This window comes from Streptomyces sp. NPDC001668 (assembly GCF_042893155.1).
GTDB lineage: Bacteria > Actinomycetota > Actinomycetes > Streptomycetales > Streptomycetaceae > Streptomyces.
The window spans coordinates 301,796-327,694 of record NZ_JBIAUQ010000008.1 but is presented as its reverse complement, the minus strand read 5'-3'; the positions used below and the strand labels follow the sequence as shown (position 1 = coordinate 327,694).

The following is a 25,899-nucleotide window of genomic DNA, read 5'->3' as shown; positions in this document are numbered from 1 at the left end:
CCATCAGCCGAGATACCGTACGACGGAGTCCACGACGCAGGCCGGCTTCGCGCCGCCCTCGATCTCGATGACCGTCGACAGCTTCAGCTGGACCGCGCCGTCGAGCGGTGTGACCTCGGTGATCGTGGAGGTGGCCCGCAGCTTGGCACCGACGGGCACCGGGGCGGGGAAGCGCACCTTGTCGAGCCCGTAGTTCACGGCCATGCTCACCCCCTCGACCTGGTAGAGCCGCTGCAGGAACACCGGCAGCAGGGACAGCGTGAGCAGGCCGTGCGCGATGGTGGAACCGAAGGGCCCCTGGGCAGCGCGCCCGGCGTCCACATGGATCCACTGGTGGTCCCCCGTGGCGTCGGCGAATTGGTCGATGCGCTCCTGGTCCACCTCGACCCAGTCGGTGGTGCCGAGCGACACGCCTGCCGCGGCTGCGAGTCCGGCTAGTCCGTTGAAGATCTTCATGTCGCGCTCCGGGGCTGGTCAGAATTTTGAATCTAATCTAGATTCATAAATCGCAGCGGGTCAACGGTTGTGCAACGGGTCAAGGGTTGGCAGCGGGCCGCGCACCACGAGGGAGCGAGCGGATGGATCTGGAACTCGGCGGGGCACGGGTGTTGGTCACCGGTGGCGCCTCGAACATCGGGCGGGGCATCGTGCACGGCTTCGCCGCGGAAGGCGCCCGTGTGCTGATCTGCGACATCGACGCGGAGCAGGCCGCCAAGACACGTGCCGAAGCCCTGGAGCGGGGAGCGGCCGGGGCGGAGGTCGCCGTCATCGATCTGACGGCCGAGGGCGCCGGCGCCTCGGCCGTCGAACACATCGCCGCCGCCTGGGGCGGAATCGACGTGCTCGTGAACAACGCGGGGCTGAGCCTGCCGGGGTTCGTCGCCCAGGACGCGGACCGCGACGGCTGGCGGCGGATGGTGGACCTCAATCTGTTCGGTTCCGTCGAGTGCACCCGTGCGGCCCTCGACGCGATGCGGCCCGAGGGCCACGGATCCATCGTGTTCATCTCCAGCGACGCCGCCTTCGGGGAGATACGGCAGGGGGTGTACGGGGCGACCAAGGCCGCGGTGATCGCCTTCGCCCGCACGGTCGCCCGGGAGCACGGCCGGGACGGCATCCGGTCCAACGTCGTCTGCCCGGGACTCGTCGTCCCCCAGAGTCCGGACGCGATCGGGACGGGCAGCCTGTGGACCCGGCACGGCCAAGGCGCCGTCTTCGACGACCGGCAGATCGAGGCAGTCCGCAAGAACATCCCACTGCGCCGGCTCACCACGCCGGAGGACATCGCGGACGCCGTGGTCTGGCTCTCCTCGGCACGCCGCGCCCGGCAGGTGACGGGCCAGGTCTTCTCGGTCAGCGGCGGCTACTCGATGCCGTAGGAGGCGCGCTCAGTGAACACCACCAGCAGAAACGGCACCAGCGCACACGGCACAAGAACCCCGGCCGTCAAGGCGGCGGCGACCCGGAACCGCATTCTCGCCGCGGCCGCTCGGACGCTGAGTCTCAAGGGCTACTCCGCGACCAGGCTGTCCGACATCGCCGAACGGGCCGGTGTGCGTCCGCCCGCCGTGTACTACTACTTCCCCTCCCGCGAGGAGCTGATCGCCGAGGTGATGGCGGTCGGCCAGCTGCGGCTTCGGGAGCACGTCGAGACCGCGCTGGCCGCGCTGCCCGACGACACTCCCCCGATGGACCGGATCTGTGCCGCCGTCGAGGCACATCTGCGGGTCGAGCTGCACCTGTCGGACTTCGCGACCGCGGTCAGCCGCAACAGCGGGCAGCTGCCCGAGGACATACGGGCCCGCCTGCGGGCGGACAGCGGCGCCTACCTCGACCTGTGGCGGGACCTGCTGGCGAGAGCCAGGGCCGCGGGTGCCATCAGGAACGACATCGACCTGCGAGCGGCGCGCATGCTCGTCATGGGAGCCCTCAACTGGACGCCGGAGTGGTGGAACCCACGGCAGGGTTCGCTGACCGGTGTCATCCGCACCGCGCAGAGCCTGGTGCGGCACGGCCTGGGTGTGCCCTGACCCCGGGCCCGCCCTCATCACCCCTTCGCACAGCACACTGGAGGACCGTCATGCCCGAGGCCTACATCGTCGACGCGGTACGCACCCCGGTCGGCAAACGCGGCGGCGGCTTCGCCGGAACGCACCCGGCCGATCTCGCCGCCCACGTCATCCGCTCACTGGTCGCACGCCACGACTTCGACCCCGCCGCCGTCGACGATGTCATTCTCGGCTGCCTCGACCAGATCGGGTCGCAGGCCGGCGACATCGCGCGGACCAGCGCGCTGGCCGCCGGGCTGCCCGAGTCGGTGCCCGGTACGACCATCGACCGGCAGTGCGGCTCGTCCCAGCAGGCGGTCCACTTCGCCGCGCAGGCCGTCATGTCCGGCACGGCCGACCTCATCGTGGCCGGCGGTGTGCAGAAGATGAGCCAGTTCCCCATCCTGTCCGGGTTCACCGCCGGCGAGCCCTATGGGTCGACCGATCCGTGGACCGACTGCAAGGGCTGGCACGCCCGTTACGGCGACCAGGAGATCTCCCAGTTCCGCGGCGCTGAGATGATCGCGGAGAAGTGGGGTGTGGAACGCTCGGTCATGGAGGAGTTCGCGCTGGAGAGTCACCGCCGGGCGCTGACGGCCCAGCGGGAGGGCCGGTTCGACGCCGAGATCATTCCGTTCGAAGGGGTCGTGTCGGACGAGGGCCCGCGGCCGGACACCACACTGGAGAAGATGGCGGGACTCGCGACACTGACGCCCGGCGGGCGGCTGACCGCCGCGGTGGCCAGCCAGATCTCCGACGCCTCCTCCGCGATGCTGATCGCCTCGGAGGCCGCCGTGCGCACTCACTCCCTCACACCCCGGGCCCGCATCCACCACATGTCGGTGCGCGGCTCCGACCCGGTCATGATGCTCACCGCTCCCATCCCTGCCACGGAGCACGCCCTCAAGAAGTCCGGACTCGCCATCGACGACATCGATCTCGTCGAGATCAACGAGGCGTTCGCCTCCGTGGTGCTCGCCTGGCAGGCCGACATCGGCGCAGATCCGGCCCGGGTCAACGTCAACGGCGGTGCCATCGCCCTCGGTCACCCGCTCGGGGCCACCGGGACACGGCTGATGACCACCCTGCTCCACGAACTGGAGCGCACCGGCGGCCGCTACGGTCTGCAGACCATGTGCGAGGGCGGCGGTCAGGCCAACGTCACCATCATCGAGAGGCTCGGCTGACCTGATGCGACGGGGCCTGTACACAGACGATCACGAGCAGTACCGGGAGACCGTCCGCGAGTTCCTCGCGCGTGAGGTCGTCCCCCACCACCAGCGGTGGGAGGCCGACCGGTGGATCGACCGCAAGGTGTTCGCCGCGGCTGCCCGGCAGGGTGTCTACGGCCTGCAGATCGGCGAGGAGCACGGCGGCGCCGGCGAGCGGGACTACCGCTATCGCATGGTCGTCTGCGAGGAGATCGCCCGCGTCCACGCGCTCTCCTTCGGTCTCACCGTCTCCCTCCAGGACGACCTGGTGCTGCACTATCTGCTGGACCTGACCACGGACGAACAGAAGCGGCGCTGGCTGCCGGGCTTCGCCTCAGGCGAGATCATCGGAGCGCTGGCGATGACCGAACCCGGGACCGGCAGCGACCTGCGGGGCATCCGCACCTCGGCCCGCCGCGACGGCGACGACTGGGTCCTGAACGGACAGAAGACCTTCATCACCAGTGGCATCATGGCCGATCTGGTGATCGTCGCCGCGCGTACGGATCCCGAAGGCGGCTCGCGGGGCTTCACTCTCCTGGTGGTCGAGCGGGACATGCCCGGCTTCGCCCGCGGCCGCAAACTGGACAAGATCGGACTGCCCGGCCAGGACACGGCCGAACTGTTCTTCGAGGACGTGCGGGTACCGGCCGCCAACGTCCTCGGGCCGGTGGGATCGGGCCTCCAGGAGCTCATGAGCCACCTGCCCCGGGAGCGTCTCGGCGTGACGGCCACGGCCATCGCGACCAGCCGGGCGGTCTTCGATCTGACCCGTGCCTACTGCTTCGAGCGCCGGGCTTTCGGCCACCCCATCGGCGACCTCCAGCACATCCGCTTCGAACTCGCCGAGATGGCCACCGAGATCGACGTCGCCGAGGCCTACGTCGACCGCTCGGTACACGCTTACAACGCCGGTGAACTGACCGCCGTGGACGCGGCGAAAGGCAAGTGGTACGTGAGCGAACTGCAGAAGCGGGTCATCGACCGTTGCCTGCAACTGCACGGCGGCTACGGCTATATGACGGAGTATCCGGTCGCCCGTGCGTTCGTCGACACAAGAGTTCAGACGATCTACGGCGGCACCACCGAGATCATGAAGGAGCTCATCGGACGCGATCTGGCATCCAACGCGTGACGCGGAGACGCCGGGGAGCAGGCATCCTCTGCGGCGGCGAACGGCCGGCTCTTCACGGTGACGGGGTTGAGAAGGGTCTCCGCCTTGTCGATGGTGAGGTAGTAGCTGCGGTAGATGGGCTCGGCCTCTACCGCAGCGTGCTCAGGTCTCGTGATCGGGCGGAAATCCGGCCAGGACCGCGGGCTCGCAGGAGGCGTCCGCCGCCTGTGAAGCGGGCATCGCGCGACAGCCAGTCGGTCAGTCGCTGCCGGAGGTGTCGCCCATGAGTTTCCAGTAGACGTCCAGGAAGCGGAGGTTCTCGACCTCATAGATGTCGTTGAAGGGGCCTGGGACGTAGGCGGGGTTGGTGACGCCCTTCTGTACCGAGGTGCAGAGTTGGTTGTCCTGTTCGCGTGCCAGCTTGTGCAGTTCGAAGAGAGTGCCGGGGTCGTAGTCCGTGCCGGCTTCGGCCTTCTCGGGCACGAGGAAGGTCTGGGTGATGCGAGTGCGGTGGGGAGCCAGCGGCGTGTAGGTCATCACGGCGACGCAGTCCGGGCTGGCGACCATCTCGAAGGTCGACGTGTGCCACTGGAAGAAGCCGCGTGCCTCGTCCAGGGGGGTGGTGCACTCGAAGAGAACCTTGCTTTCCAGGTTGCCCGAGAGCGTCACCGAGAGCGAGTCGCCGAGGAGCGGGTTGACGAAGTAGACGTAGTCGTCGCCTCCGTCGGCGCCGCCGGCGTCACCGTCCTGGTCGAAGACGCGAACGAGTTCGGGGTGGTTGATCGCGCAGTGGTAGCACTCGAGGGCGTTCTCCCAGCAGATCTTCCAGTTGGTCTCCACCTCGTAGGTGGCGACCTCGGCGACCTTGGCCCGGTCGAGGTCGGCGTAGGGCCAGACGACCTCGGCGAGGCTTTCGCGGACCGGGGTGGGGGTCTGGTCGCCGAGGTGCACGAAGACGCAGCCGTTCCAGATCTCGGTGTGGGCGCGCTTCAGACCGAACTGGGTCTTGTCGAAGTCCTCGCCCATCTTGGGAGCGCCGCGGAGGCTGCCGTCGTGGTTGTAGGCCCAGCCGTGGTAGTGGCAGGTCAGGGCGCGTTTGCAGGTTCCGGTCTCGTCGGAGACGAGTTGTGCCCCGCGGTGACGGCACACGTTGTGCAGTGCGTTGATCGCGCCGTCGCCGGCACGGACCAGGAGGAGGTCGACGTCGCCGACGGCGAAGCGCTTGTAGGAACCGGTGGCCGGGAACTCCGAGACGTGTCCGGCGTATTGCCACGTCGAGTAGAAGATCCTTTCCAGTTCCTTCTGGAAGTGCTCCTGCGACAGGTACGCCTCGCGGGGCAGTGCCTGGGCGGTCTCGGGGGGACGAATGGCGGGGGCCATGAAAAATCTACCTCGATGTGTTGGAGTGCGGTGTTGATCTGCGGATCAGTCGGCGGCGTGCACGAGGGTGCCCTCGATGTAGGTGCGCAGGACTCGCGTGTGGGCGATGTGCTCGGGTGGTCCGTCGAAGGGGTTGCGGTCGAGGAGCACCAGGTCGGCGCGGTTGCCGACGGTGATGGAGCCGGTGTCGTCCAAGTGGTTGGCGTAGGCGCTGCCGGACGTGTAGGCGCGGATCGCGGTGGCCAGGTCGAGGCGCTGCTCGGGCAGGAACACCTCACGCTTGCCGTGTACTTCGGGGAGGACGCGGTTGACCGCGACGTGGATGCCCAGGAGGGGGTCGGCCGAGGTGACACCCCAGTCACTGCCGGCGGCGAGGGTGACGCCGGCGCGCCAGAGATCCCCGAAGGGGAACTGCCAGGCGGCGCGTTGCTCGCCCAGGACCGGAATGCACAGGTCGTCCATCTGGTCGTCGTGGGCGGCCCAGAGGGGCTGGATGTTGGCGGCTACGTCCAGTGCTCGGAAGCGGGAGACGTCTTCGGGCCGTACGACCTGGAGGTGGGCGATGTGGTGGCGCAGCCCGGTGTCGCCGTTGGCCTTCCGAGCGTGTTCCAGGGCGTCAAGGATCTCTGTGAGCGCCCGGTCTCCGATGGCGTGGAAGTGCAGCTGGAATCCGTGGGCGTCGAGTTGCGTGACGGCACGCTTGAGGCGTTCGGGCTCCACCATGGAGTGGCCGCGGTTGTCCGTGGGGCAGCCGCATTTGTCCAGGTACGGATCGGTGAGCGCGGCCGTCCCGTTCTCGGGGATGCCGTCCTGGACGATCTTGACCGTGCCCGCCGTGAACCGGCCGGCTCGGCCGCGTTCCCTGCGCTCGATCAGCGAGCCAACCTGCTCGAGGCCCCGATCCGGGTCCCACCCCAGGGCGCCGCGTACCCGGGCGGTCAGCAGGCCGGAGCGTGCCCCGTCGAGGTATACGTCGAGGGGGTCGGGCTGGCCGCCGTACGAACCGACAAAGGCGTCCTGCCAGGCAGTGATGCCCAGAGCATGGAGGTGGCGCTGCCCGGTAGCGAGAGCGGCCCGCAGGTCGTCCATGGTCGGCTCCGGGAGGAACCGTGCCACCAGCTCCATGGCCTGCTCGTGGAGGACCCCGGAGGGGCGGCCGTTCGCGTCGCGTTCGATCCGGCCGCCCGCGGGATCGTCGGTGCGCTCGTCGATGCCGGCCAGTTCCAGGGCGCGGCTGTTGACCCAGGCGCTGTGGACGTCACGTACGGAGAGGTAGACCGGCCTGTCGCCGACCACGCTGTCCAGCAGCTCCCTGGTGGGCATGGCGGTGCCGAAGGCGGTGAAGGTCCAGCCTCCACCCCTGATCCAGGACCGTTCGGGGTGGCTCGCCGCATAATCCGCGACGACCGCGAGACAGTCGTCGGCGCTCCGGGCAGAGCCCAGGTCGCAGTCAAGGAGCTGGAGGCCGGCGAAGACGGGGTGGACGTGGGCGTCCTGGAAGCCGGGAAGCAGGAGCTTGCCCTGGAGGTCGACGACTTCGGTCCGCGATCCGATGAGGTCCCGTACATCACTTTCCTGACCGACGGCGACGATGCGGCCCTCGCGGACCGCCACCGCGGTGCACCAGGGACGCGCGGCGTCCACGGTGTGGACGGGGCCTCCGAGGAAGACGGTTTGAGCGTGCATGAGGTGTGGCTCTTTTCGGTTCTCGGGGTCATGCGTCGGTGTCGGCGGCCGCGACGGCACCGTGCCCGCGTCGAAGGCGGCTGACGACCGCCACGAGGAGCAGGGCGGCGAACGGCAGGGTGACGGCGAAGGCGTTGACGGCTCCCGTGCTGCCGGTCATGAGCGCGACATTGTCGATGAGCAGGTACGTCACCGTCCCGAGCAGGAGTGCGGAGGCGGAGGACACCGCGACGATCCAGCGGTCGCGCGAGGACTGCTGCCTGCGCCAGAAGAAGACGACGACGGCTACCGCGGTCAGGGTCATCAGCACGATGATGCCGAGGACACCGGGCGTGCTCATCCAGACCGTCATGTTCGTGTAGGGGTCGAGGCCCACTGCGGTGAACAGGAAGACCGCGCCGACGGTGATGATGGCCTGCAGGTTGCCGTTGTTCGGGGAGCGGTACACGGGATGCACGCGCGACATCCTCTTGGGCAGCATGCCCTCGCTGGACATGCTGTGCCCGTAGCGGCTGATGGCGTTGAAGTAGGCCAGGCCGGAGGCGATGCTGCTGGTGACCATCAGGATCTGCGTCACATCGCCGGCCCAGGTACCGACGTAGCGTTCGGCGACCAGGTAGACCATGTCCGTCGGGTGGTCACCGGCCGCCGTCGCGATGGCCGAGTCACCGAAAGCCTGGACGATGGCCCAGCTGACGAAGCAGTAGAAGACGGCCAGAAAGCTCAGGGAGACGTATGCGGCGCGGGGGAGGGTGCGCTCGGGGTTCCTGGTCTCCGCTCGGTAGATCGCGGTGTACTCGATACCGAGGAAGGCACCGAACCAGACGACGGACGACGCCGCCATGCCGGAGGTGAAGACGTTCGACGGGGCGAACGAACCGGCGTGGATGCCCTCGCTGCTGCCTCCCTCGACCAGCACGCACACGGCGATGACGGCGAGGATGCCGATCTCGGCGAACAGCAGGACTCCCAGGACCTTCGTGCCGATGTCGATGCCCCGCCGCCCCAGGTACCAGACGATCACCTGGAGGGCGACAGCGATGATCGCCCAGTGGACGTGGAGGCCGAAGAAGTTGTCGATCAGTGACTGGGTGACCGTGGCCAGAATGCCCATCGCGCCCACCTGGATCGCCAGGTAGGAGATCAGCGCCACCGCGGCGGCCCCGCGGCCCAGGTCCTTGCCCAGCCCGCGCTCGACGTAGGCGTAGAACGTGCCCGGGCGGTGCATGTACCGGCTCATCGCCATGAAACCGGCGACGAAGGTGGCGAGCACCAGGCCGGCGAGCACGAACCCGGCCGGGGCACCGAGCCCGCCGACCATGTAGCCCAGGGGGCCGTAGCCGGCCAGGAGATTCAGCGGGGCGGCGGCTGAGATGACGAGGAAGGCCACCGCGGTCACACCGAGCACACCCGGTTTGAGGGTGTGGGCGTGACCCTCCGTGCTGCCACGCTCGGAGTTCGTTTCGATGGTGCCGTCGGCAGTCGGTGGCATCGGGGGTTCCCTTCGGGCAGGTATGCGGACAAACCGGAAGGCAGAGCAAGTGACGGGGTATGGGGGTCCACCCGGTGTCCGGCTGTGCCTGCTGATGGCGGCGGGACGGCCACGCGAGGGCAATGGAGTGACGGCATGGGGGCCGCGGAGACGACGGAGCGTGACGACAACCCCGCTTTAACATGACGGTGTCATAAAAACCCGGGGCTGGGTCGGCGTCAAGAGGGTGAATGCAAAAATGGCGACCACCGACCTCCGGCACGGCTCTGACCAGCACCGGAGCAGGGCATTCGCAACAGTCGCCGAGTCAGGCGTAACACAGGAGGAAGCGTGCCCAAGATCGTCGACCACGGCGAGCGCAAGAAGGATCTCGCCCGCGCCCTGTGGGCGGTGGTGGAACGCGAGGGCATCGAGGGGGCCACGATCCGCTCCGTGGCCGCTGAGGCAGGGTGGACGCGGGGCGTGGTCGCCCACTACTTCCGCGACCGTGACGACTTGCTCCTCTTCGCCTACAGGCTGGCCCTCCAGCGCGAGCAGGAGCTGGGCCCGACATCAGAGACACCCCCGCTCGAACGCCTCGTGGGCGTTCTTCTCCGCGCGCTCCCCGTGGATGCCCAGTCGCGACTGGACTTCAAGATCTGGCTCGGGTTCATGGGGCGAGTGGCGGACCATCCGGCGCTCGCCGAGGCGGTACTGGAGGAGCACCAGGACTACCACGGCCGGATACGGGGGCTGGTCGAGTCCTGCATCGAGGAAGGAATCCTTGCCCCGCCCTGGGAGGCGGCCCGCGCGGCCTTGACCCTGGCCACATTCGTCGACGGCCTCGGCGTCATGGCCGCCCTGGACCCGTCCACCTACTCCTCCGCCCGGCTGGAGCAGGAGGTGCGGGACTTCCTCCAGAGCTGGAGTCCGCACGGAACGGCCACGCGGGACGCGTCCCTGCCCTCGCCTTCCGGCTCGGATGCAGCGGGTCCCGAGGTCCGCGACTGATCCCTGCCGACCGCAGGTGAACCGCCGCACCCCAGGGCACACGTCCAAAACGCTGGTGCACCGAACCAGATTGCAAAATTCCCTGGTTTCGAAGTGTAGTGTGCGGACCCCCTCGGGGGTCCTACACGCGGAGGTATTGCTCATGCCACGGCAGCACGATGACCGGAGCGCCGATCCGGAGACCCCCAGATCCGGGGCGGCACTTGACCCCGTGGACGAGAAGTTGATCAGACTTCTCACGGCGAACGGGAGGGCCGGGTATGCGGAACTGGGCGCCGGTGTGGACCTGTCGGGGGACGCGGTCCGTGAGCGGCTCAAACGCCTGATCGCAGAAGACGTCATCCAGGTGGTGGGGAGCGTCCCCGCCCCCCTGCTCGGGCTGGAGAGCTTCGCACTGCTCGGGATCACGGTGAGCGGCCCGGCCCTGCCCATCGCTCGCGCGCTGAACGCTCTTCCGGCAGCCGATCTCGTCGTACAGACGGCCGGAGTGTTCGACATCGTCGCCGAGCTGGTGGCCCGGGATGACCGCGACCTGCTGCGGATCCTCGACGAGTCGGTCCGCACGCTGCCCGGTGTCGCCCAGTGCCTGACCATGCAGTACCTCTCCGTGGAGAAGTACGAGCCCGCCGGGTCGCATCACGCTCTCCTCGGCGGCGCGCGGCAACACCCCCCGGTCCCCCGTCGTTCCGCCGATGAACTCGACGAGGCCGACAGGGCGCTGATCCGGGTACTGCAGCGGGACGGGCGCGCCAGCTACCGCCAACTCGCCGAGGAGTCGGGCGTCCCGTACGCCCAAGCGCGCCGGCGGGTGCTGCGCCTCCTCGACAACGGCCTCGTGCAGATCGTCACCATCACCAACCAACTCCGCTACGGCCATCGGGTGCAGGCCGGCGTGGGAGTGCGCGTGCAGGGCCCCCTGCCCGAGGTCGTGGAGCGACTGCGTCAGGTGCCGGAGATCGATGTCGTGGCCGCCACGATCGGCCCCTACGACCTCCTGCTGGAGGTGAGTTGCGCCGACAGGGCCGATCTGTACCGCCTGACCGGGAGCGTCCTGCGCGGCATCCCGGGGGTGCTGACCACGGAGACCTTCAACTACATCGACATCCACAAGCTTCCGTACACCTGGTCCGCCCTGTAGGACCCCGTGAGAAAAAGGCTTCCACGGCGAGGTAGATCTGCAAAATTACCGCCTTAAGATGCATGCACTCGTTAGATTCCCTTGCCGAACCAGTCTCCTCATGTCATCGTGAGGGTGTCCGGCGCTGCCGTGCCCCTACGGCGCAGCAGTGAGTTGCCGCGGGTTCGTAAGGGGAAGTCGATGACCAGGTCACGCACCGTCGTGGTCACCGGAGGGGCGTCGGGCATCGGTGAAGCCGTCGTCCGTCGTTTCACGGCGCTGGGGGACGAGGTCATCGTTCTCGACCGCAGGAAGCCGGGCTCCCCGGTTCACTTCGTCGAGACCGATCTGAACGACTGCTCGTCGATCGACAGGGCCGTGGACGCGCTGGACCGGCCTGCCGATGTCCTGTGCAACGTGGCCGGGGTCTCCGGAGCCTCCCCGGTCCCGCTGATCCTCGGCGTCAACTTCTTCGGGCTGCGCCACCTGACCGACCGGCTGGTGCCGCGCATGAACGAGGGCGGCGCCGTCGTCAGCGTGGCGTCCACCGCCGGCTGGTACTGGCGCGATCACCTCGCCGAGGTGACCCGGCTGATCGAAACGCCGGACTTCCGTAGCGGCGTCGACACAGGCGCCGCTCTGCTCCGCGACGGCAAGGACGCCTATGCGCGCAGCAAGGAGGCCCTCATCGTGTGGACCTCCCTCGCCGCCCAGCGCTACCGCGGTCACGTGCGCCTCAACACCGTGAGTCCGGGTGCGGTCGAGACTCCCCTCCTGCCCTCGTTCTACGCGTCGATGGGACACGCGGAGCTGGACCCCCTGACGGAACTCGCCGGTGGGCGCAACGGGCGTCCTGAGGAGATCGCCGCTGTCGTCGAGTTCCTGGCCAGTGCGCAGGCCACGTGGGTCAACGGCACCGATGTCGTGGCCGACGCAGGAGCCGAGATGGCGTTCGCGCTTCGTCAGAACTCCGCCGCCTGACCGGTGGAGTGTCCGGGCGTTCGCCGGCGGACGATCAGAAAGAAAGTGAGACACGGGTCATGAGCACCAGCATTGCCGGAGACCGACCGGTGAGTCCGCAAGAGCAGGCGTCGAGTGCCGGGGACCGGCGAGTGAGGATCGCCGGCCGGCGTGAGGCGGCCGAGGGCGTGGTGGAGCTGACCCTCGTACCGGCCGAAACGGCCGACGGGCCGTTCGAGGCATGGGAGCCCGGCGCGCACATCGACCTCGTCCTGCCGTCGGGAACGGTCAGGCAGTACTCCCTGTGCGGGACCGGGGAACGCTCCGACGAGTACGTCGTGGCCGTGCTCCGGGAGCCGGATGGCCGAGGCGGCTCCGCCGAAGTCCACGACCGGCTCACCGAGGGCTCACTGCTGTCCATACGCGGACCTCGCAACCACTTCCGCCTGGCCGAGGCCGACCGGTATCTCTTCCTGGCCGGCGGCATCGGTGTCACTCCGATCCTGGCGATGGTGCGGCGAGCCGCCGCCGCGGGGACTCCCTGGACGCTCATCTACGGCGGGCGGACCCGGTCGTCCATGGCCTACACGGCCGAACTCTCCGAACTGGCCGCCTCCTCCGGGGGCGAGGTGGCGCTGGTGCCGCAGGACGAGCTGGGGCATCCGGACTTCGCCGCCGCCTTCGCCGACCTGCCCGAGGGAACCGCGGTCTACGCGTGCGGTCCCGAGCCGATGCTCCAGGCCGCCGAGACACTCAGCGAAACATTGCTGCCCGCCGGCACGCTCCACCTGGAGCGCTTCGGTGCCAAGCCCGTGCCCGACGGCGAGCGAACCGACACCGACACCTCGTTCGAGGTCGAACTCGCACGCTCCGCACGGACCCTGACCGTGCCGGCGGACAAGCGGCTGATCGACGTGGTCCGAGAAGTCGTGCCGCAGGTCCCCTTCTCCTGCGAGGAGGGCTACTGCGGCTCCTGCGAGACGGCCGTCCTCGACGGCACGCCCGACCACCGCGACCAGGTCCTCACCCCGGAGGAGCGCGACAGCAACGAGACGATGATGATCTGCGTCGGCCGCTGCCTGTCCCGCAAGCTCGTCCTCGACCTCTGAGCCGTTCGGCACCCCTCCCTTCCCACAGCCAGCAGAACAGGCCGAACCTCATGCATGACATCGACACACCCACCAACCCGGCCCTGCCGGAGTTCTGGACACAACCGGATCCGCAGGCGGCGTTCGCCGCGATGCGCCGGGAAGGCGCCGTGCACTGGCACGACGAGCCGTCCTCCTCCTGGTTCCCCGAGGGCGGCCGGGGGTTCTGGTCGGTGGTCCGCTACCAGGAACTGGTCGAGGTCAGCCGCGACCAGGACACCTTCACCTCCGCTCACGGCACCGAGATCGTCGACATGACGCCCGAGATGGTCCACATCTTCGGTGGGATGCTCAACATGAGCGGCGCCGCGCACTCCCACCACCGGGCCATCGTCAACCGGGTCCTCACCCCCCGTACCGTCGAGGCCCTCAGCGACACGATCCGCGCACACGCCCGCCGGTGCATCGACCGCGTCGCCGACAAGGGCTCGTGCGACTTCATGCAGGACATCGTCGGTGACTTCCCGGCGCAGATCATCTGCGAGCTGCTCGGCGTCCCCGCCGACGACCGGCCCCGGCTCGTCGCGCTCACCGGCACCGCACTGTCCGCGTACGGCACCGCCGAGGCTTACGACGCCATGCTGGAGATCATCGCCTACGCCGAGGAACTGGTCGCGCGGGCACGGGAACAGGTCGACGACTCGGCCTCGTTCCTGCGACGCCTGCTGGCCGCCGAGGTCGACGGGCAGCGGATGAGCGACCACGAGATCGCGGTGTTCTTCGCCCTGTTGGTGACCGCCGGCATCGAAACGACGGCGACCAGCATCGGGCAGGGCATGTACGCCCTGTCGCTCCACCCCGAACAGCGGCGTAGCTGGCAGGGGGACTTCCATCGGCTCGCGCCACGCGCGGTGGAGGAGATCGTCCGCTGGGCGACCCCGGTGATGTACTTCCGGCGCACCGCGACCCGGGACACGCAGATCGCCGGGCAGCCGATCGCCAAGGGCGACAAGGTCGTGCTCTGGTACACCTCCGCGAACCGCGACGAGCGCGCGTTCGAACGGGCCGGTGAGCTCGACTTCGAACGGCCGGAGGAGCAGCACGTGGCTTTCGGCGGCGGTGGCCCCCACTTCTGCCTGGGGGCGGTACTGGCCCGCAAGGAGATGACGATCTTCTTCGAGGAACTGTTCGCCCGTCTGCCGGACATCGAGGTCAGCGGCGAACCGGTGCGCCTGCACTCCAACTTCGTCAACGGCCTGGCCTCCCTCCCGGTGAGGTTCAGCCCGGCATGAGCGTGCTCCTTCCCCGGACCGTGCTGGCGGTGCCCGCCTCCTCCGGGCGGTTCCTGCACAAGGCCCGGACCTCCACCGCCTCGGTCCTGATGGTCGACCTCGAAGACGGCGTCGCCGCCACTGGCAAGGACGCAGCGCGCTCGCTGGTACGCACGTCGGCACGCCCGCTCGCCTCGGCACGACGACCGCTTTGGCTGCGCGTCAACGCGGTCGGTTCAACACACCTGGCCGCAGACCTCACCCTCGCGAACACGCAGAGAGAACACCTCGACGCCCTCGTGCTGCCCAAAGCCACCCCCGACACTGTGCGCGAGATCGCGGCCCGCACGGACCTGCCGCTCGTGGCGCTCGTCGAAAGCCCCGACGGAGTCGAGGACGCCCGCGCCATCGCTGCCCACCCGGCCGTACGGGCCGTGATGTTCGGCGAGCTGGACTACCGTGCGGCACTCGCCGCGGCGGGCGGGCTCCATGCCCAGGACACCTCCTGGGCCCAGGCGCGGATCGTGAACGCGGCGGCCTGCGCCGCCGTCCCGGCGATTGCCGGTCCCACCACCGCTGTCGGGGACGAGCCCCGGCTCCGGGCCGACTGCCAACGACAGAGCGGCCTCGGCTTCACCGGCAAACTCTGTATCCATCCAGCTCAACTCGAGCACGTACAACGGGCGTTCGCTCCCTCGGCCGACATGGTCGCCTGGGCACGCCGGGTGACGACCGCCGCGGCCGACGCACCCGCCGACGGCGCGATCGCCGTGGACGGATCCATGGTCGACAAACCCGTCGTCGACCACGCCCGCCGCATCCTCGCGGAAGGCCGGCAATGAGCGAACAGAACACAGCCCTCCCCTGGGACGGGCCCTACGGCGACGACTTCGTCATCGGTGAACCCCTGCCCAGCGCGCCGGCCATCACCGTCGACGAGGGCACCGCCGCCCTGTACCAGGCCCTCAGCGGTGACCCGGCCCGGCTCTCCCTCAGTACACCGCTGTCGCACGCGGTCACCGGCGCGGACGCGCGAGTGGTGAACTCGGCGCTCGCCCTGCAGGTCGCCATCGGTCAGTCGACCGTCGCAACGAAGATCGTCATCGCCAACCTCTTCTACCGCGACGTCACCTTGCACCGACAGGTGCACATCGGAACGACGGTGACCTCGACCGTCACCCCCGTCGCCCGTGCCTTCACACGCGACAACGGCAAGGGCAGACGGGCCAAGGTCCTGCTCTCCGTCGAGACGCGTGACGAGCACGGCGCCCTGGTCGCCTCTCTGGAGCGTCTGGCCCTGCTGCCCCTGCGCGACCAGGGCCGCCTGGAAGAGGCCGGAGACATCGGCAGTGCCGACTCCACCCGCCCCCTCGCGGACTTCCTGCCCGCCGTGCCCGGGCACTGGGATCTCGCCCGGCTGTCGCGAGCTCCGCTGCCCGCCGAGGGCTTCCAGGCGGCCGATCCGCTGCGCGACTCGATCAGCGGCGCCCTGGACCTCGTACGCCTGACCCAGAACCAAGCCGCCGCCCATCGCGATCCCGCCCGCGGGCAGCGAGGCCGGCGGCTGGTCTACGGCGGTCACACCGTCGCTCTCGCCCAGGCGTCACTGTCCCGGCTGGTACCGGGGCTGGCAGCGGTCGTCGGCTGGCGCTCGTGCGACCACCTCGCCCCCTGTTTCGAAGACGACCTGCTGTCGTTCGACCTGACCGTCGAAGACATCCTGCCGGTCACTGACGGTGCGCTCATCGGCTTCCGGCTCCGGGGACGGACCCTGCGACCCGAGGCCGAGCCGGTGGACGTCCTCGACTTCCGCCCTGTGGCGCTGGTCGCCGGCACTTCTGGAGGGACCCATGTCTGACGGACTCCACTTGCTCGACGGCATCCGTGTGGTGTCGCTGGAGCAGTTCATCGCCGCCCCGTACTGCACGCAGATGCTGGCCGACGCCGGCGCGGAAGTGATCAAGGTGGAACGGCCGGGATCCGGGGACCCCCGTCGCTGGTACGACCCCAAGGTCGGACCCGACGACGACTACATCAGCGGCGGCTTCGCCTCGTACAACCGCGGCAAGAAGTCCGTCGAGCTGGACCTGGGCGCCGAGGACGACCGGGAGGTCTTCGACCAACTCCTCGGGACGGCCGACGTCCTGGTCAGCAACCTGCGCCCGGGCTCACTCGCCCGGCAGGGGCTGGCACCCGATGTGCTGCGCGAGCGCCACCCCCGCCTGGTGATCTGCGAGATCTCCGGCTTCGGCACGACCGGCGGGCCGTACGCGCGGTGGCCGGCCTTCGACTCGGTCATCCAGGGCATGAGCGGCCTGTCCAGCCTCATCGGTGAGCAGGACGGCCCGCCCGGCCTGGCCCCGATGGGCACGATGGACCTGATGTCCGGCATCTACGGCACCATCGGCATCCTCACCGCTCTCGTCGGAAGGGCCGCCACCGGGCAGGGCTCCCACGTCGACGCCGCCATGTACGACATCGGCGCGGCCTTCCTGGAACGCCCCCTGACGCTGCACGAGTACACCGGTGAGGTGCCCACGCGCGGCATCGACCGCTTCAGCCCGGTCGGTGCCTTCCGGGCCGGCGACGGAGCGTGGGTGTCCATCGTCATCCCCACCGACGAGATGTGGCGGCGCTGCTGCGCCGCGCTGGGGAATCCGGAGCTGGAGGCGGACCCCGAGCTCGATACCACCCTCAAGCGCGCGGAACACATGGCGGACCGCATCGTCCCGCTGCTGGAGGAGTGGGCCAAGGACATGGACCGCCACGAGGCGGCGGCGGCGCTGCGTGCCGCGGGTCAGCCGGCCGGAGTCGTGCAGACCGTCGCCGACGTCCGCGCCTGTGCACAGCTCGCCCACCGCGGCCTGTTCGCCCCCATCGACGACGCGCGCGCCCGGCGCCCGGACGGATCGGTTCTCAGCCTGCCACGCCTGCCCCTGCTCTTCGACGGCCAGGGAGCACGACCGGGGCCGGTGCCCCGACTCGGCTCCGACAACGACGAGTTCCGCCCGAACCATCCCGCAGAGGTGTCCTCGTGATCCCCACCACTCCCACCGACCTCTTCATAGACGGGACCTGGCGGAAGGCCGCGAACGCCGGCACCTTCCAGGTGGAGGACCCCGCCACCCAACAGGTCATCGCCGAAGTCGCCGACGCGGACGTCGAGGACGCCAAGGCAGCCGCCGCGGCAGCCGCCGCCGCGCTCCCGGCCTGGAGCCGGCGTCCTCCCCGCGAACGCGCTGAGATCCTGCGCCGTGCCTACGAGTTGACCATCGGCGCGAAGGATCAGCTCGCGGCGCTCATCACCGCCGAGAACGGCAAGGCCCGCGCGGATGCCGAGGCAGAAGTCGTCTACGCGGCGGAGTTCTTCCGCTGGTACAGCGAGGAAGCGGTCCGGATCGACGGTCACCTCAGCCTGTCGCCGGCCGGTGACAAGCGCATCATCGAGATCTCGCAGCCGGTCGGTGTGTCCCTGCTGCTCACTCCGTGGAACCTGCCGGCCGCCATGGTCACGCGAAAGGTCGCACCCGCGCTCGCCGCGGGCTGCTCGGTCGTCGTCAAACCGTCCTGGCAGACACCGCTGACCGCGCTGTTCCTGGCCGGGCTGCTCGCCGAAGCAGGCGTTCCCGCCGGAGTGGTCAATGTCGTACCGACCTCCCGTGACGTCACAGTGACCGCCGAGCTGGTCGCCGACGGCCCGGTGCGGGCCCTGTCCTTCACCGGATCCACCCGGGTCGGCAGCGCCCTGCTCGCGCAGGCCGCCGAGCGCGTGCTGAAGACGTCCATGGAGCTGGGCGGCAACGCCCCGTTCCTCGTCTTCGAGGACGCGGACATCGACGCGGCGGTCGCCGGAGCACTGGTCGCCAAGATGCGTCACAATGCCGAGGCGTGCACCGCCGCCAACCGCTTCTACGTGCACAGATCCGTGCACGACGCGTTCGTCACCCGCCTCGCCGACGGCCTCTCCGCCCTGGAGGTCGGGCCCGGCACCGTTCCCTCCGTGCAAGTGGGCCCACTGGCATCCGCATCCGCGCGCGACACGCTGGCCGAGGCGGTGCAGTCCGCCGTGGACTCGGGAGGCAGGGTCGTCCTGGGTGGCAGCGCTCCAGATGGCACGGGCTACTACTTCCCACCCACCCTGATCGACGACGTCCCGCCGACCGCCCCCGTGCTCGGCCACGAACTGTTCGGTCCGGTCGCCCCCATCGTCTCCTTCGACACCGAGGACGAGGCGATCAGCATGGCCAACAGCACCGAGATGGGGCTGGGCTCGTACGTCTACACGCAGGATCTGCGTCGTGGACTCGGTGTGGCGGAGCGGCTGGAGTCGGGCATGGTCGGCCTGAACACCGGGGTCTTCTCCGACCCCGCGGCTCCGTTCGGCGGAATCAAGCAGAGCGGCATCGGCCGCGAAGGCGGTCGCCACGGCATTCACGAGTTCCTGGAGACCAAGTACATCGCCACCCAGTGGTGACGGCCATGACTCCGTCATCGACACCGGAGAGTGAACAGCCATGACCACCCGTCTCGCGCCTGTCGTGCGCGACAACCTCCTGGCCTCCACCCGCGCCTGGCTGGAGAAGCCGCCGCTGGAGCCGTTCATCGGCGGTTCCTTCCGCACTGCCCGCTCCGACGACGTCATCCCGGTGATCGACCCGGGCACCGGACTGACTCTCACCGAGTACGCCGCCGCATCCGCCCAGGACGTGAACGACGCCGTGGCGGCCGCTCGCACCGCCTTCGACGACGGCCGCTGGAGTGAACTCGACCCCGAGCAGCGGGAGTCCGAGCTGCGCCTCCTGGCCGACCTCCTCGAAGGGACCACGGAGACCGTCGCCCAGCTCGAAGCGCTGGACACGGGCAAGACCCTGGCCGAGGCCCGACTGGACGTCGACGAGGCCGTCGCCGTGCTGCGCTACTACGCGGGTTGGGCCACGAAGGTAGAGGGTGCTGTCTATCCCGCACCCCGCAGTTTCCTGGCGACCGGAACCCGCGAGCCGCTCGGGGTGTGCGCGGCGATCACGCCCTGGAACTATCCGCTGCCCATCCTGATGTACAAGCTCGCGCCCGCACTCGCCTTCGGCAATACATTCGTCGCCAAGCCGTCGGAACAGACGGTGCTGTCGACCGCGTACTTCGCCCAGTTGTGCGCACAGACCGGCATCCCGGACGGTGTGGTCAATGTCGTACCCGGTGCCGGCGCGACCGGTGCGGCCCTCACCGCGGCCGAAGGCGTCGCCAAGATCGCCTTCACCGGCTCGACCCGCACCGGCCAGTCGGTCATGCGCGCCGCCGCCACCACGACGACCAGGGTGAGCCTGGAACTCGGCGGCAAGAGCCCACAGATCGTCTTCGCGGACGCCGACATGGACGCGGCCGTCGAGGGCGTGATGGCCGGCATCTGGACCAACGCCGGCCAGGTGTGTGTCGCCGGCAGCCGCCTGCTGGTCGACCGCCGCGTCCACGACGAATTCGTCACCGAACTCCTGCGGAGGACGGCGGACGCGACCTCACTCGGCCACGGTCTGGCACCCGGCACGACGCTGGGCCCGCTCATCTCGGCCAAGCAGCGTGACCATGTCGTCACGCTGGTGGAGAAGGCCGCCGCGGAGGGCGCCCACGTGCAAACCGCGTGCTCGCTGCCGGCGGAGGACGGCTTCTTCGTCGCACCGACCCTGGTCACCGGTGTCCGCCCAGGCCAGACCGTCGAGCGGGAGGAGGTGTTCGGGCCCGTCCTGAGTGTGCTGCCCTTCAACGACGAGGCAGAGGCGATCCGCCTCGCCAACGGCACCGCCTACGGCCTGGCCTCCTCCGTGTGGAGCAAGGACGTCTCCCGGGTGCACCGCGTCGCCCGCGGCCTGCGCGCCGGCACGGTCTGGGCCAATACCTACGGCATCTTCCACCCGACGTTGCCCTTCGGCGGCGTGAAGGCGTCCGGATTCGGCCGTGAGCTCGGCTCGGCCGCCGTCGACCACTACACCGAACTCAAGACCACCGTGATCGGTCTGTAGGCCCCCCGGCAGTCGGCCACCTGTCGTCACCAGCGCACCTGGCCCCCCCGCGCACACCCGCACCCTGCATCCCCACGACACGAAGGACAGCGCAGTGAGCCTCCCCCTGCCCTCGCAGCCACGGGTCCACCTCGACCAAGTGGTCGGCCAGGTCGACTTCACCCAGGTCCCCCGCTTCGCCGGACCCACCACCTTCGCCTCTCTTCCCCGCCCCCACGAGACCGGAGACCTGGACGTCGCGGTCGTCGGCGTGCCCTTCGACGCAGGTGTGAGCTACCGCCCCGGCGCCCGCTTCGGCCCACAGCACATCCGCATCAGCTCCCGTCTGCTGCGGCCGTACAACCCGGAGGCCGACGCCTGGCCCTTCCTCGGCCAGCAGGTGGTCGACCTCGGCGACATCGCCGCCCACCCATACGACATCCCGGCCGCGATCACGGCCATCGAGGACGGCACCCGCGCCGTCCTCGACCGCGCCGGGAAGCTGCTCGTCCTCGGCGGCGACCACACCATCGCCCTGCCCGTCCTGCGGGCCCTGCACGCCCAGCACGGGCCGGTCTCCGTCCTGCACTTCGACGCACACCTCGACACGTGGGACACCTACTTCAACTCGCCCTACCTGCACGGCACCCCCTTCCGCAGAGCCGCCGAGGAAGGACTGCTCGACCCCGAGGGCTGCATGCACGTCGGCATCCGCGGCGGCCTGTACGGCCCGGGTGACATGAAGCAGGACCGCGCCCTCGGATTCACGCCCATCCGCTGCGAGGAGATCGAGGACATAGGCGTGCGGGGCACCGTCGAGCGGATGCGCGCCCGCCTCCAGGACCGCCCGGTCTACATCTCGGTCGACATCGACGTCCTGGATCCCGCGTTCGCACCGGGCACCGGTACGCCGGAGTCCGGCGGGCTCACTTCCCGCGAACTGCTCATGATGCTGCGCGCGACGAGTGGGCTGAATGTCGTGGGCGCGGACATCGTCGAAGTGGCCCCCGCCTATGACCACGCCGAGATCACCGGCGTGGCCGCCGCCCACGTCGGTTACGAACTCCTCTCCGCCTGGGCGCCGAAGCCGACACCCGGGCAAGCGCCCGACACCACGCGCGGAGCCTGACTGCGGCCGGCTCGGCAACCCTGCGAGGGCTCGGGCGGGTCGTAGAGGTTCAACAGGTAGGACTTGACAGGGAACGGACCTGGTCAGCACATGCCACTTGGGATGCGCAGGACGTTGGTGACGGCGCGTAGTGCTGGGCAAGGTCGGTGGCGAGGGCGCGGAGGTGAGCCCTGGCTTCGGTGGGGCCGTGCACAGTGATGGCGCTCCCGAACGGCAGTAGTGCTCGCACGTCCTCCAGACAGCGGAAGCGGATCGTCACCTTGTGGCCGGTGGCGGATGCCTCATGGTCGTCCCGGACGAGTCGTTGGCCAAAGATCCGTCGCGCTCGCTCGATCTGGGCTTGGTCGATGGTGGCGCTGACCTCGATCGTGTGGTGGTGTTCCCACTGATCAACGAGCGCCGCTGCGACGGTGGCCAGGGTCTGGTGCTCGCGGATCCGCCGCGGCTGGTCGACTTCTTGGCACGTCGTGATCCGTTCGAGTCGGTACATCTGCGGCACTTGGGCACAGTCGGCGACGAGGTACCAGATGCCGGCCTTGGCCAACAGCCCGTAGGGATCCACGACCAGGTCGCGTGGGCCCGGCTCGCGTGGACTGTCGTACTCGATCCGTAGCCGGCGGCCTCGCCGCACTGAGCCGATCAGCGAAGCCGGAGTCGTGCCGGAAGCTCGTGTCCGGAGCCAGGGGCGGCTGTCCACGTGCACCACGTCGGTGAGCGGCAGGAGTTCATGAACTCGACGTGACCGAGTAGCGACGATCTTGGAGAGCGCGCGCCGGCTTTCGACCGATGCGTCGAGCTCCCGTCGTTGCTTCTCATCCAGCCCGGTCAGCGAGAGGTGATCACGCTCGCCCGGCGTGAGTCGCGTGAGATCGAGCCCGGACCCGGGCAGCATGCTCACGCCTCCGACGCGGCCCCGTTGGGCGGTCACCGGCAGACCGGCGTCGCGGAGCCAGTTCAGGTCCCGGGTGATGGTTCGAAGGGACACCCCGAGCGCCGAGGCAAGTTCCTGTGTGGTCACCGCGTCCCTCGATTCGAGGAGCAGCATCAGGCTGAAAAAGCGGTCTGGGGTCACAGCCCAAGTTTTTCAGGAATTACGACACGATACGGCGCATATTCCGGTCAGGCTGGTGGCTGCGTACCTACGACCTGCGAGAAGGAACATCCATGACCACATCAGTCGTGTCCATCGTCTATGTGAACGACGCGCCCGCCGCGGCCCGTTTCTACGGCGGCCTCCTTGGCATGAGCCCCTCGTTCGAGACTCCGGGATACATCACCTTCAGCCTCGGGCCGGGCGCTGACCTCGCGCTGTGGTCTGGCCGGTTCGAGGATCTGTCACCGGACGTCCCGCGTACCAGTGAGGTGTGCCTGGCCGTCGGCGGTGGGCCCGACGAGGTCGACACGATCTTCGAGCAGTGGCAGTCCAAGGGCGTCACGATCCTGCAGCAGCCTCATGACGCGGGGTTCGGACCGACCTTCCTCGCGGCCGATCCTGACGGGAACCGTATCCGCGTCGCACCGCGGGACTGAGAGGCCACCACACGGCAGGCGCCCACGACAGGTGTCGCGCCCGCCGTCGTCAGGAGCCGCATAGTCACACGGAGTCACACCCTCCGCCGACGCACGACCCCAGCTACCCCGAACCCGACGAGAGCCAAGAGCGCACCGCCCCCGACCCCCGTCCCCAGACGCAGACCAGGTGGACGGAAACCGCAGGTGACACTCGTCGAGGTGCCGTCGAGCGGTACGGCGATCAGCCCGTGGTACTCCTTCGCGGGGACGGCGGCCGCGTCGCCGGAGGCGCAGCGCCAGCCGGCGATCCGGGGCGCGGCGACCACGGCGACGCCCTTGCTGCCCGCGGGGAGCTCGGCCCGGATCGTGCCGCCCGAACCGGAGACGGTCACCTTGGTGGCGCCGGTGGCCTTGAGCCGGTGTACGGCGGTCCGCAGCCGGCCGGTGTCCAGGCAGCCGACCGCCTGGTCCGGCACGACGCCCATCCGGTTCGCGGACAGCTCGATCGTCAGGCGCCCGGAGTCCGGGACCGTGCCGAGCCGCTCCATGGCGGCGATCTTGGTGAGGGGCCGCCAGTCGGCCCGGAACCGGCCGGTCGGCCCCTGGGCGGAGGGGCCGGTGAGCCGTGCGGTGCCCGCGAAGTACGGCGCCCAGAGGTAGACCTCGTTCCCGGCCGGACACCGCGCGGTGATCGTCGCCTTCCCTCCGGTGCGCACGCCCGGCCGCTGGTCGGTGCTGCGGTCGGGCCGCTTCCCGGCGCCGTTGAGGACGGTGATGCGGGGCAGGGTGTAGACGCGGGCGCCCAGCAGGAGTTCCTGGTTGCGGAACGGGGACGGTCCGAAGGCACCGGTCGCGCCGGTCGGCCGTACCGTCACCAGGGGCGGCACGTCCTCGTGGGTCACGGTCACTCCGGTGCCGTCCTGGGGGAACCAGTTCTGGTGCGGGTCCGGCGGGGAGTGCAGCCGGGCGCCGACGGAGAAGATGGCGTCCGTGACCGCGTTGTCCAGGCTCTGCAGGCTGCGGCCGCCCGAGGTCCAGCCGCCGCCGAGCGCGGTGAGGGTGCTGCTGAGCACGGCGGAGGTGTGGCTGCTGTAGTACTGGGCGCCCTGTCCGCCGACCTCCAACGGGTCGTTGCCGACGGTCTGTTCGCGGCCCGGGTCGGTGCGGTAGCGGGGCCAGCCGTCGGCCTGTGCGAGGGCGTCCGCCTGGTCCTGCTGCCGGTCGCCCCAGGGGGCGTAGTCGTCCATGTGCCCGAACCGCATCCGGGTGGCCACGGCGTCGGTGGCGGTGGCCTCGCCCAGCTGCGTCGCGATGAGCAGTACGGCGGCGAGCGCGGCCGGGGCCATACGCAGCACCGGGGTTCTCCGGCCGAGCAGGACCAGTCCGAGCAGCGCGCCCACGGCCGCCGCAAGGAACACCGGCCAGGCGAAGGAACGGACCAGCTGACTGCCGCTCGCGACGGCCGCGATCGACGCGAGGAGTCCGGCCGCGGCTCCCAGGGCCCGCCGGTCGGGAGGGCCGTAGGAGAGCGTGTGCCAGGCCGCGATCACCAGGAGGGCGCAGACCACGAAGGTCTGGCGGTACGAACTGCCCTGCGGCTCGGCGAAGGCGTGCCACATCAGATGGGTCGGGCCCCACTGCATGGAGAGGGTCACCAGGAGCACGAGCAGCGTCCACCCGGCCCGCACCCGGCGGGGGGCGGCCCGGTGGAAGGGCAGGGCGAGGGCGAGCAGCAGTGCCGTGGTGCCGACGAAGAGCGCCGGGGAACCGAAGCTGTACGTCGTCGGCAGCAGCCGGGCCAGCAGGTCCTCCGTGCCCGAGGGCGCGAACTGCGTGAACCGGCCCTCGGAGGCGTGCGCGCTGCCGAAGTACACGACCGTCACCAGGGGTGCGGCCAGGCCCATGCCGAGGGCGAAGGTCAGGACGGCCCGGCCCGCCGCGGTGAGCCTGCGGCGGCGCGGCAGGTCGGTGAGCCACAGCCGCAGCAGGAACACGAGAGCGGCGGCGAGGGTGGCCATGTACGCGGTGTAGAAGTTGGCGATCCAGGCGGCCGTCACGACCAGCACGGCCAGGAGCGGGCGCCGGCCGGTCAGGACCCACTCGCCGACCAGGCACAGCAACGGCAGGGCAATCAGCCCGTCGAGCCACATCAGGTTGTACGACGCGGTCGCCACGGTCCAGCCGCACAGGGCGTAGGACGCGCCCAGCAGGCCCGCCGCCCACCAGCGCCCGGGGCGCAGCCTCAGCAGCAGCCAGGCCATGGCGGCGCCCGCGCACGCGATCTTCAGCACGGTGATCACGTACACCGCGAGGTCGATCTCGTCGCGCGGGAACACCGCCACGAGCAGCGCGAACGGGCTGGTGAGGTAGGTGCCGAGGTCGGGCAGGAAGCTGGTGCCGAATCCCGACTGCCAGTTGACGAGGAGGCCGCCGGTGGCCCGTCCGTGCAGCAGGTCCCACAGGTGGGCGTGGAACGGCACGTACTGGTTGCCCAGGTCGTTGACGTTGCGGGTGCGCGGCCCGAAGGGGTAGCTGCGGGCCACGGCGTCGGCCGCGCAGAGCACGACGACGGTGATCGTCGCCGCCAGCAGGGCGGCCTGCCCCGGGCCGGGGGTCGAACGGCCCGGCCGCCCCGGCACACTCAGGGGCGGCCGCTCACCTATGACGTCGTCCGCGGTCTTCGGTTCGGGCGGGATGGTCGGTCGCACGCCCTGTTGACTGGTCAATTCGAGCCCCCGTCCGGGGTCTTCACCCCAGCGCGTTGTTTCTGCGCCGATTTAGACGGAGGGCCAATCCGGTTGGTTGTACTCCCGCCGATGGCGACGAAATGAATTCCGAGCCACCGAAAAGCGAACGGAAAAGGCGAGGTGTTCGGCGAGCGGGGACTGCTGCCCGTCGGACAGCAGCCCGC

At 69.6% G+C, this 25,899-nt stretch carries 22 protein-coding genes; 16 read left to right on the top strand and 6 right to left on the bottom strand.

Annotated elements, in window-relative coordinates:
- Nucleotides 1–3: 3 nt before the first annotated feature.
- A complete protein-coding gene (locus ACFYZ8_RS25670; protein WP_362663185.1) occupies nucleotides 4–456 on the bottom strand; it encodes a MaoC family dehydratase in 453 nt (150 codons plus the stop codon).
- Nucleotides 457–578: 122 nt separating this feature from the next.
- Here ACFYZ8_RS25670 and ACFYZ8_RS25665 point away from each other — a divergent pair, with 122 nt between their 5' ends.
- The 4 genes from ACFYZ8_RS25665 to ACFYZ8_RS25650 are packed head-to-tail and all read left to right on the top strand — an operon-like array spanning nucleotide 579 to nucleotide 4,394.
- Nucleotides 579–1,379: an SDR family NAD(P)-dependent oxidoreductase gene (locus tag ACFYZ8_RS25665; RefSeq protein ID WP_388535909.1), complete on the top strand. Its 801-nt coding sequence runs from the start codon at nucleotides 579–581 to the stop codon at nucleotides 1,377–1,379.
- A gap of 12 nt (nucleotides 1,380–1,391) precedes the next feature.
- Entirely contained in the window at nucleotides 1,392–2,030 is a 639-nt protein-coding gene (locus ACFYZ8_RS25660) for a TetR/AcrR family transcriptional regulator (RefSeq protein WP_388535912.1), read from the top strand.
- 50 nt (nucleotides 2,031–2,080) lie between these two features.
- On the top strand, nucleotides 2,081–3,235 hold the full coding sequence (locus tag ACFYZ8_RS25655; protein WP_388535914.1) for an acetyl-CoA C-acetyltransferase: 1,155 nt from the start codon (nucleotides 2,081–2,083) through the stop codon (nucleotides 3,233–3,235).
- Between the two features lie 4 nt (nucleotides 3,236–3,239).
- A complete protein-coding gene (locus tag ACFYZ8_RS25650) occupies nucleotides 3,240–4,394 on the top strand; it encodes an acyl-CoA dehydrogenase family protein (protein ID WP_388535916.1) in 1,155 nt (384 codons plus the stop codon).
- 237 nt (nucleotides 4,395–4,631) lie between these two features.
- On the opposite strand, the gene ACFYZ8_RS25645 is transcribed toward ACFYZ8_RS25650, so the two are convergent.
- The 3 genes from ACFYZ8_RS25645 to ACFYZ8_RS25635 are packed head-to-tail and all read right to left on the bottom strand — an operon-like array spanning nucleotide 4,632 to nucleotide 8,931.
- Nucleotides 4,632–5,753: an aromatic ring-hydroxylating dioxygenase subunit alpha gene (locus ACFYZ8_RS25645; protein WP_388535917.1), complete on the bottom strand. Its 1,122-nt coding sequence runs from the start codon at nucleotides 5,751–5,753 to the stop codon at nucleotides 4,632–4,634.
- 45 nt (nucleotides 5,754–5,798) lie between these two features.
- Entirely contained in the window at nucleotides 5,799–7,439 is a 1,641-nt protein-coding gene (locus ACFYZ8_RS25640) for an amidohydrolase (protein ID WP_388535920.1), read from the bottom strand.
- 28 nt (nucleotides 7,440–7,467) lie between these two features.
- A complete protein-coding gene (locus ACFYZ8_RS25635) occupies nucleotides 7,468–8,931 on the bottom strand; it encodes an APC family permease (RefSeq protein ID WP_388535922.1) in 1,464 nt (487 codons plus the stop codon).
- 330 nt (nucleotides 8,932–9,261) lie between these two features.
- Between ACFYZ8_RS25635 and ACFYZ8_RS25630 the strand changes: the two genes are divergently transcribed.
- The 11 genes from ACFYZ8_RS25630 to speB all read left to right on the top strand — a co-directional run bounded on the left by ACFYZ8_RS25630 (nucleotide 9,262) and on the right by speB (nucleotide 21,476).
- On the top strand, nucleotides 9,262–9,921 hold the full coding sequence (locus ACFYZ8_RS25630; protein WP_359035444.1) for a TetR/AcrR family transcriptional regulator: 660 nt from the start codon (nucleotides 9,262–9,264) through the stop codon (nucleotides 9,919–9,921).
- 211 nt (nucleotides 9,922–10,132) lie between these two features.
- A complete protein-coding gene (locus tag ACFYZ8_RS25625; protein WP_388535925.1) occupies nucleotides 10,133–11,059 on the top strand; it encodes an Lrp/AsnC family transcriptional regulator in 927 nt (308 codons plus the stop codon).
- 180 nt (nucleotides 11,060–11,239) lie between these two features.
- Nucleotides 11,240–12,019 (top strand): coniferyl-alcohol dehydrogenase, encoded by a 780-nt coding sequence (locus tag ACFYZ8_RS25620; protein WP_388535927.1) that lies wholly within the window; start codon nucleotides 11,240–11,242, stop codon nucleotides 12,017–12,019.
- 131 nt (nucleotides 12,020–12,150) lie between these two features.
- Nucleotides 12,151–13,107, top strand: coding sequence for a PDR/VanB family oxidoreductase (locus ACFYZ8_RS25615; protein ID WP_388535930.1), 957 nt, complete (start codon nucleotides 12,151–12,153; stop codon nucleotides 13,105–13,107).
- A gap of 50 nt (nucleotides 13,108–13,157) precedes the next feature.
- The gene (locus tag ACFYZ8_RS25610) at nucleotides 13,158–14,378 is read left to right on the top strand and encodes a cytochrome P450 (RefSeq protein ID WP_388535933.1); all 1,221 of its coding nucleotides are present in this window, start codon (nucleotides 13,158–13,160) and stop codon (nucleotides 14,376–14,378) included.
- Nucleotides 14,375–15,199, top strand: coding sequence for an HpcH/HpaI aldolase/citrate lyase family protein (locus ACFYZ8_RS25605; protein ID WP_388535935.1), 825 nt, complete (start codon nucleotides 14,375–14,377; stop codon nucleotides 15,197–15,199). Before ACFYZ8_RS25610 ends, ACFYZ8_RS25605 begins: the two co-directional genes overlap by 4 nt.
- Nucleotides 15,196–16,215, top strand: coding sequence for a hypothetical protein (locus ACFYZ8_RS25600; RefSeq protein WP_388535938.1), 1,020 nt, complete (start codon nucleotides 15,196–15,198; stop codon nucleotides 16,213–16,215). The genes ACFYZ8_RS25605 and ACFYZ8_RS25600 overlap by 4 nt, the downstream gene beginning before the upstream one ends.
- A complete protein-coding gene (locus ACFYZ8_RS25595) occupies nucleotides 16,208–17,395 on the top strand; it encodes a CaiB/BaiF CoA transferase family protein (protein ID WP_388535940.1) in 1,188 nt (395 codons plus the stop codon). The genes ACFYZ8_RS25600 and ACFYZ8_RS25595 overlap by 8 nt, the downstream gene beginning before the upstream one ends.
- Nucleotides 17,395–18,831, top strand: coding sequence for an NAD-dependent succinate-semialdehyde dehydrogenase (locus ACFYZ8_RS25590; protein WP_388536332.1), 1,437 nt, complete (start codon nucleotides 17,395–17,397; stop codon nucleotides 18,829–18,831). Before ACFYZ8_RS25595 ends, ACFYZ8_RS25590 begins: the two co-directional genes overlap by 1 nt.
- A 40-nt stretch (nucleotides 18,832–18,871) precedes the next feature.
- Entirely contained in the window at nucleotides 18,872–20,368 is a 1,497-nt protein-coding gene (locus ACFYZ8_RS25585) for an aldehyde dehydrogenase family protein (protein ID WP_388535942.1), read from the top strand.
- A 94-nt stretch (nucleotides 20,369–20,462) separates the two neighbouring features.
- Nucleotides 20,463–21,476, top strand: coding sequence for an agmatinase (gene speB / locus ACFYZ8_RS25580; RefSeq protein ID WP_388535945.1), 1,014 nt, complete (start codon nucleotides 20,463–20,465; stop codon nucleotides 21,474–21,476).
- A 49-nt stretch (nucleotides 21,477–21,525) separates the two neighbouring features.
- Here speB and ACFYZ8_RS25575 read toward each other — a convergent pair whose 3' ends face one another.
- Complete coding sequence (locus ACFYZ8_RS25575; RefSeq protein WP_388535947.1) at nucleotides 21,526–22,548, bottom strand: helix-turn-helix transcriptional regulator; 1,023 nt, start codon at nucleotides 22,546–22,548, stop codon at nucleotides 21,526–21,528.
- A gap of 92 nt (nucleotides 22,549–22,640) precedes the next feature.
- Here ACFYZ8_RS25575 and ACFYZ8_RS25570 point away from each other — a divergent pair, with 92 nt between their 5' ends.
- Nucleotides 22,641–23,006 (top strand): VOC family protein, encoded by a 366-nt coding sequence (locus ACFYZ8_RS25570; RefSeq protein WP_388535949.1) that lies wholly within the window; start codon nucleotides 22,641–22,643, stop codon nucleotides 23,004–23,006.
- A 74-nt stretch (nucleotides 23,007–23,080) separates the two neighbouring features.
- Here ACFYZ8_RS25570 and ACFYZ8_RS25565 read toward each other — a convergent pair whose 3' ends face one another.
- The gene (locus ACFYZ8_RS25565) at nucleotides 23,081–25,696 is read right to left on the bottom strand and encodes a YfhO family protein (RefSeq protein WP_388535952.1); all 2,616 of its coding nucleotides are present in this window, start codon (nucleotides 25,694–25,696) and stop codon (nucleotides 23,081–23,083) included.
- Nucleotides 25,697–25,899 lie beyond the last annotated feature (203 nt).

Coding starts and splice junctions, on each gene's coding strand:
- ACFYZ8_RS25670 (WP_362663185.1), bottom strand. CDS start 456: ATGAAGATCTTCAACGGACTAGCCGGACTCGCAGCCGCGGCAGGCGTG.
- ACFYZ8_RS25665 (WP_388535909.1), top strand. CDS start 579: ATGGATCTGGAACTCGGCGGGGCACGGGTGTTGGTCACCGGTGGCGCC.
- ACFYZ8_RS25655 (WP_388535914.1), top strand. CDS start 2,081: ATGCCCGAGGCCTACATCGTCGACGCGGTACGCACCCCGGTCGGCAAA.
- ACFYZ8_RS25650 (WP_388535916.1), top strand. CDS start 3,240: ATGCGACGGGGCCTGTACACAGACGATCACGAGCAGTACCGGGAGACC.
- ACFYZ8_RS25645 (WP_388535917.1), bottom strand. CDS start 5,753: ATGGCCCCCGCCATTCGTCCCCCCGAGACCGCCCAGGCACTGCCCCGC.
- ACFYZ8_RS25640 (WP_388535920.1), bottom strand. CDS start 7,439: ATGCACGCTCAAACCGTCTTCCTCGGAGGCCCCGTCCACACCGTGGAC.
- ACFYZ8_RS25635 (WP_388535922.1), bottom strand. CDS start 8,931: ATGCCACCGACTGCCGACGGCACCATCGAAACGAACTCCGAGCGTGGC.
- ACFYZ8_RS25620 (WP_388535927.1), top strand. CDS start 11,240: ATGACCAGGTCACGCACCGTCGTGGTCACCGGAGGGGCGTCGGGCATC.
- ACFYZ8_RS25610 (WP_388535933.1), top strand. CDS start 13,158: ATGCATGACATCGACACACCCACCAACCCGGCCCTGCCGGAGTTCTGG.
- ACFYZ8_RS25605 (WP_388535935.1), top strand. CDS start 14,375: ATGAGCGTGCTCCTTCCCCGGACCGTGCTGGCGGTGCCCGCCTCCTCC.
- ACFYZ8_RS25600 (WP_388535938.1), top strand. CDS start 15,196: ATGAGCGAACAGAACACAGCCCTCCCCTGGGACGGGCCCTACGGCGAC.
- ACFYZ8_RS25595 (WP_388535940.1), top strand. CDS start 16,208: ATGTCTGACGGACTCCACTTGCTCGACGGCATCCGTGTGGTGTCGCTG.
- ACFYZ8_RS25585 (WP_388535942.1), top strand. CDS start 18,872: ATGACCACCCGTCTCGCGCCTGTCGTGCGCGACAACCTCCTGGCCTCC.
- ACFYZ8_RS25570 (WP_388535949.1), top strand. CDS start 22,641: ATGACCACATCAGTCGTGTCCATCGTCTATGTGAACGACGCGCCCGCC.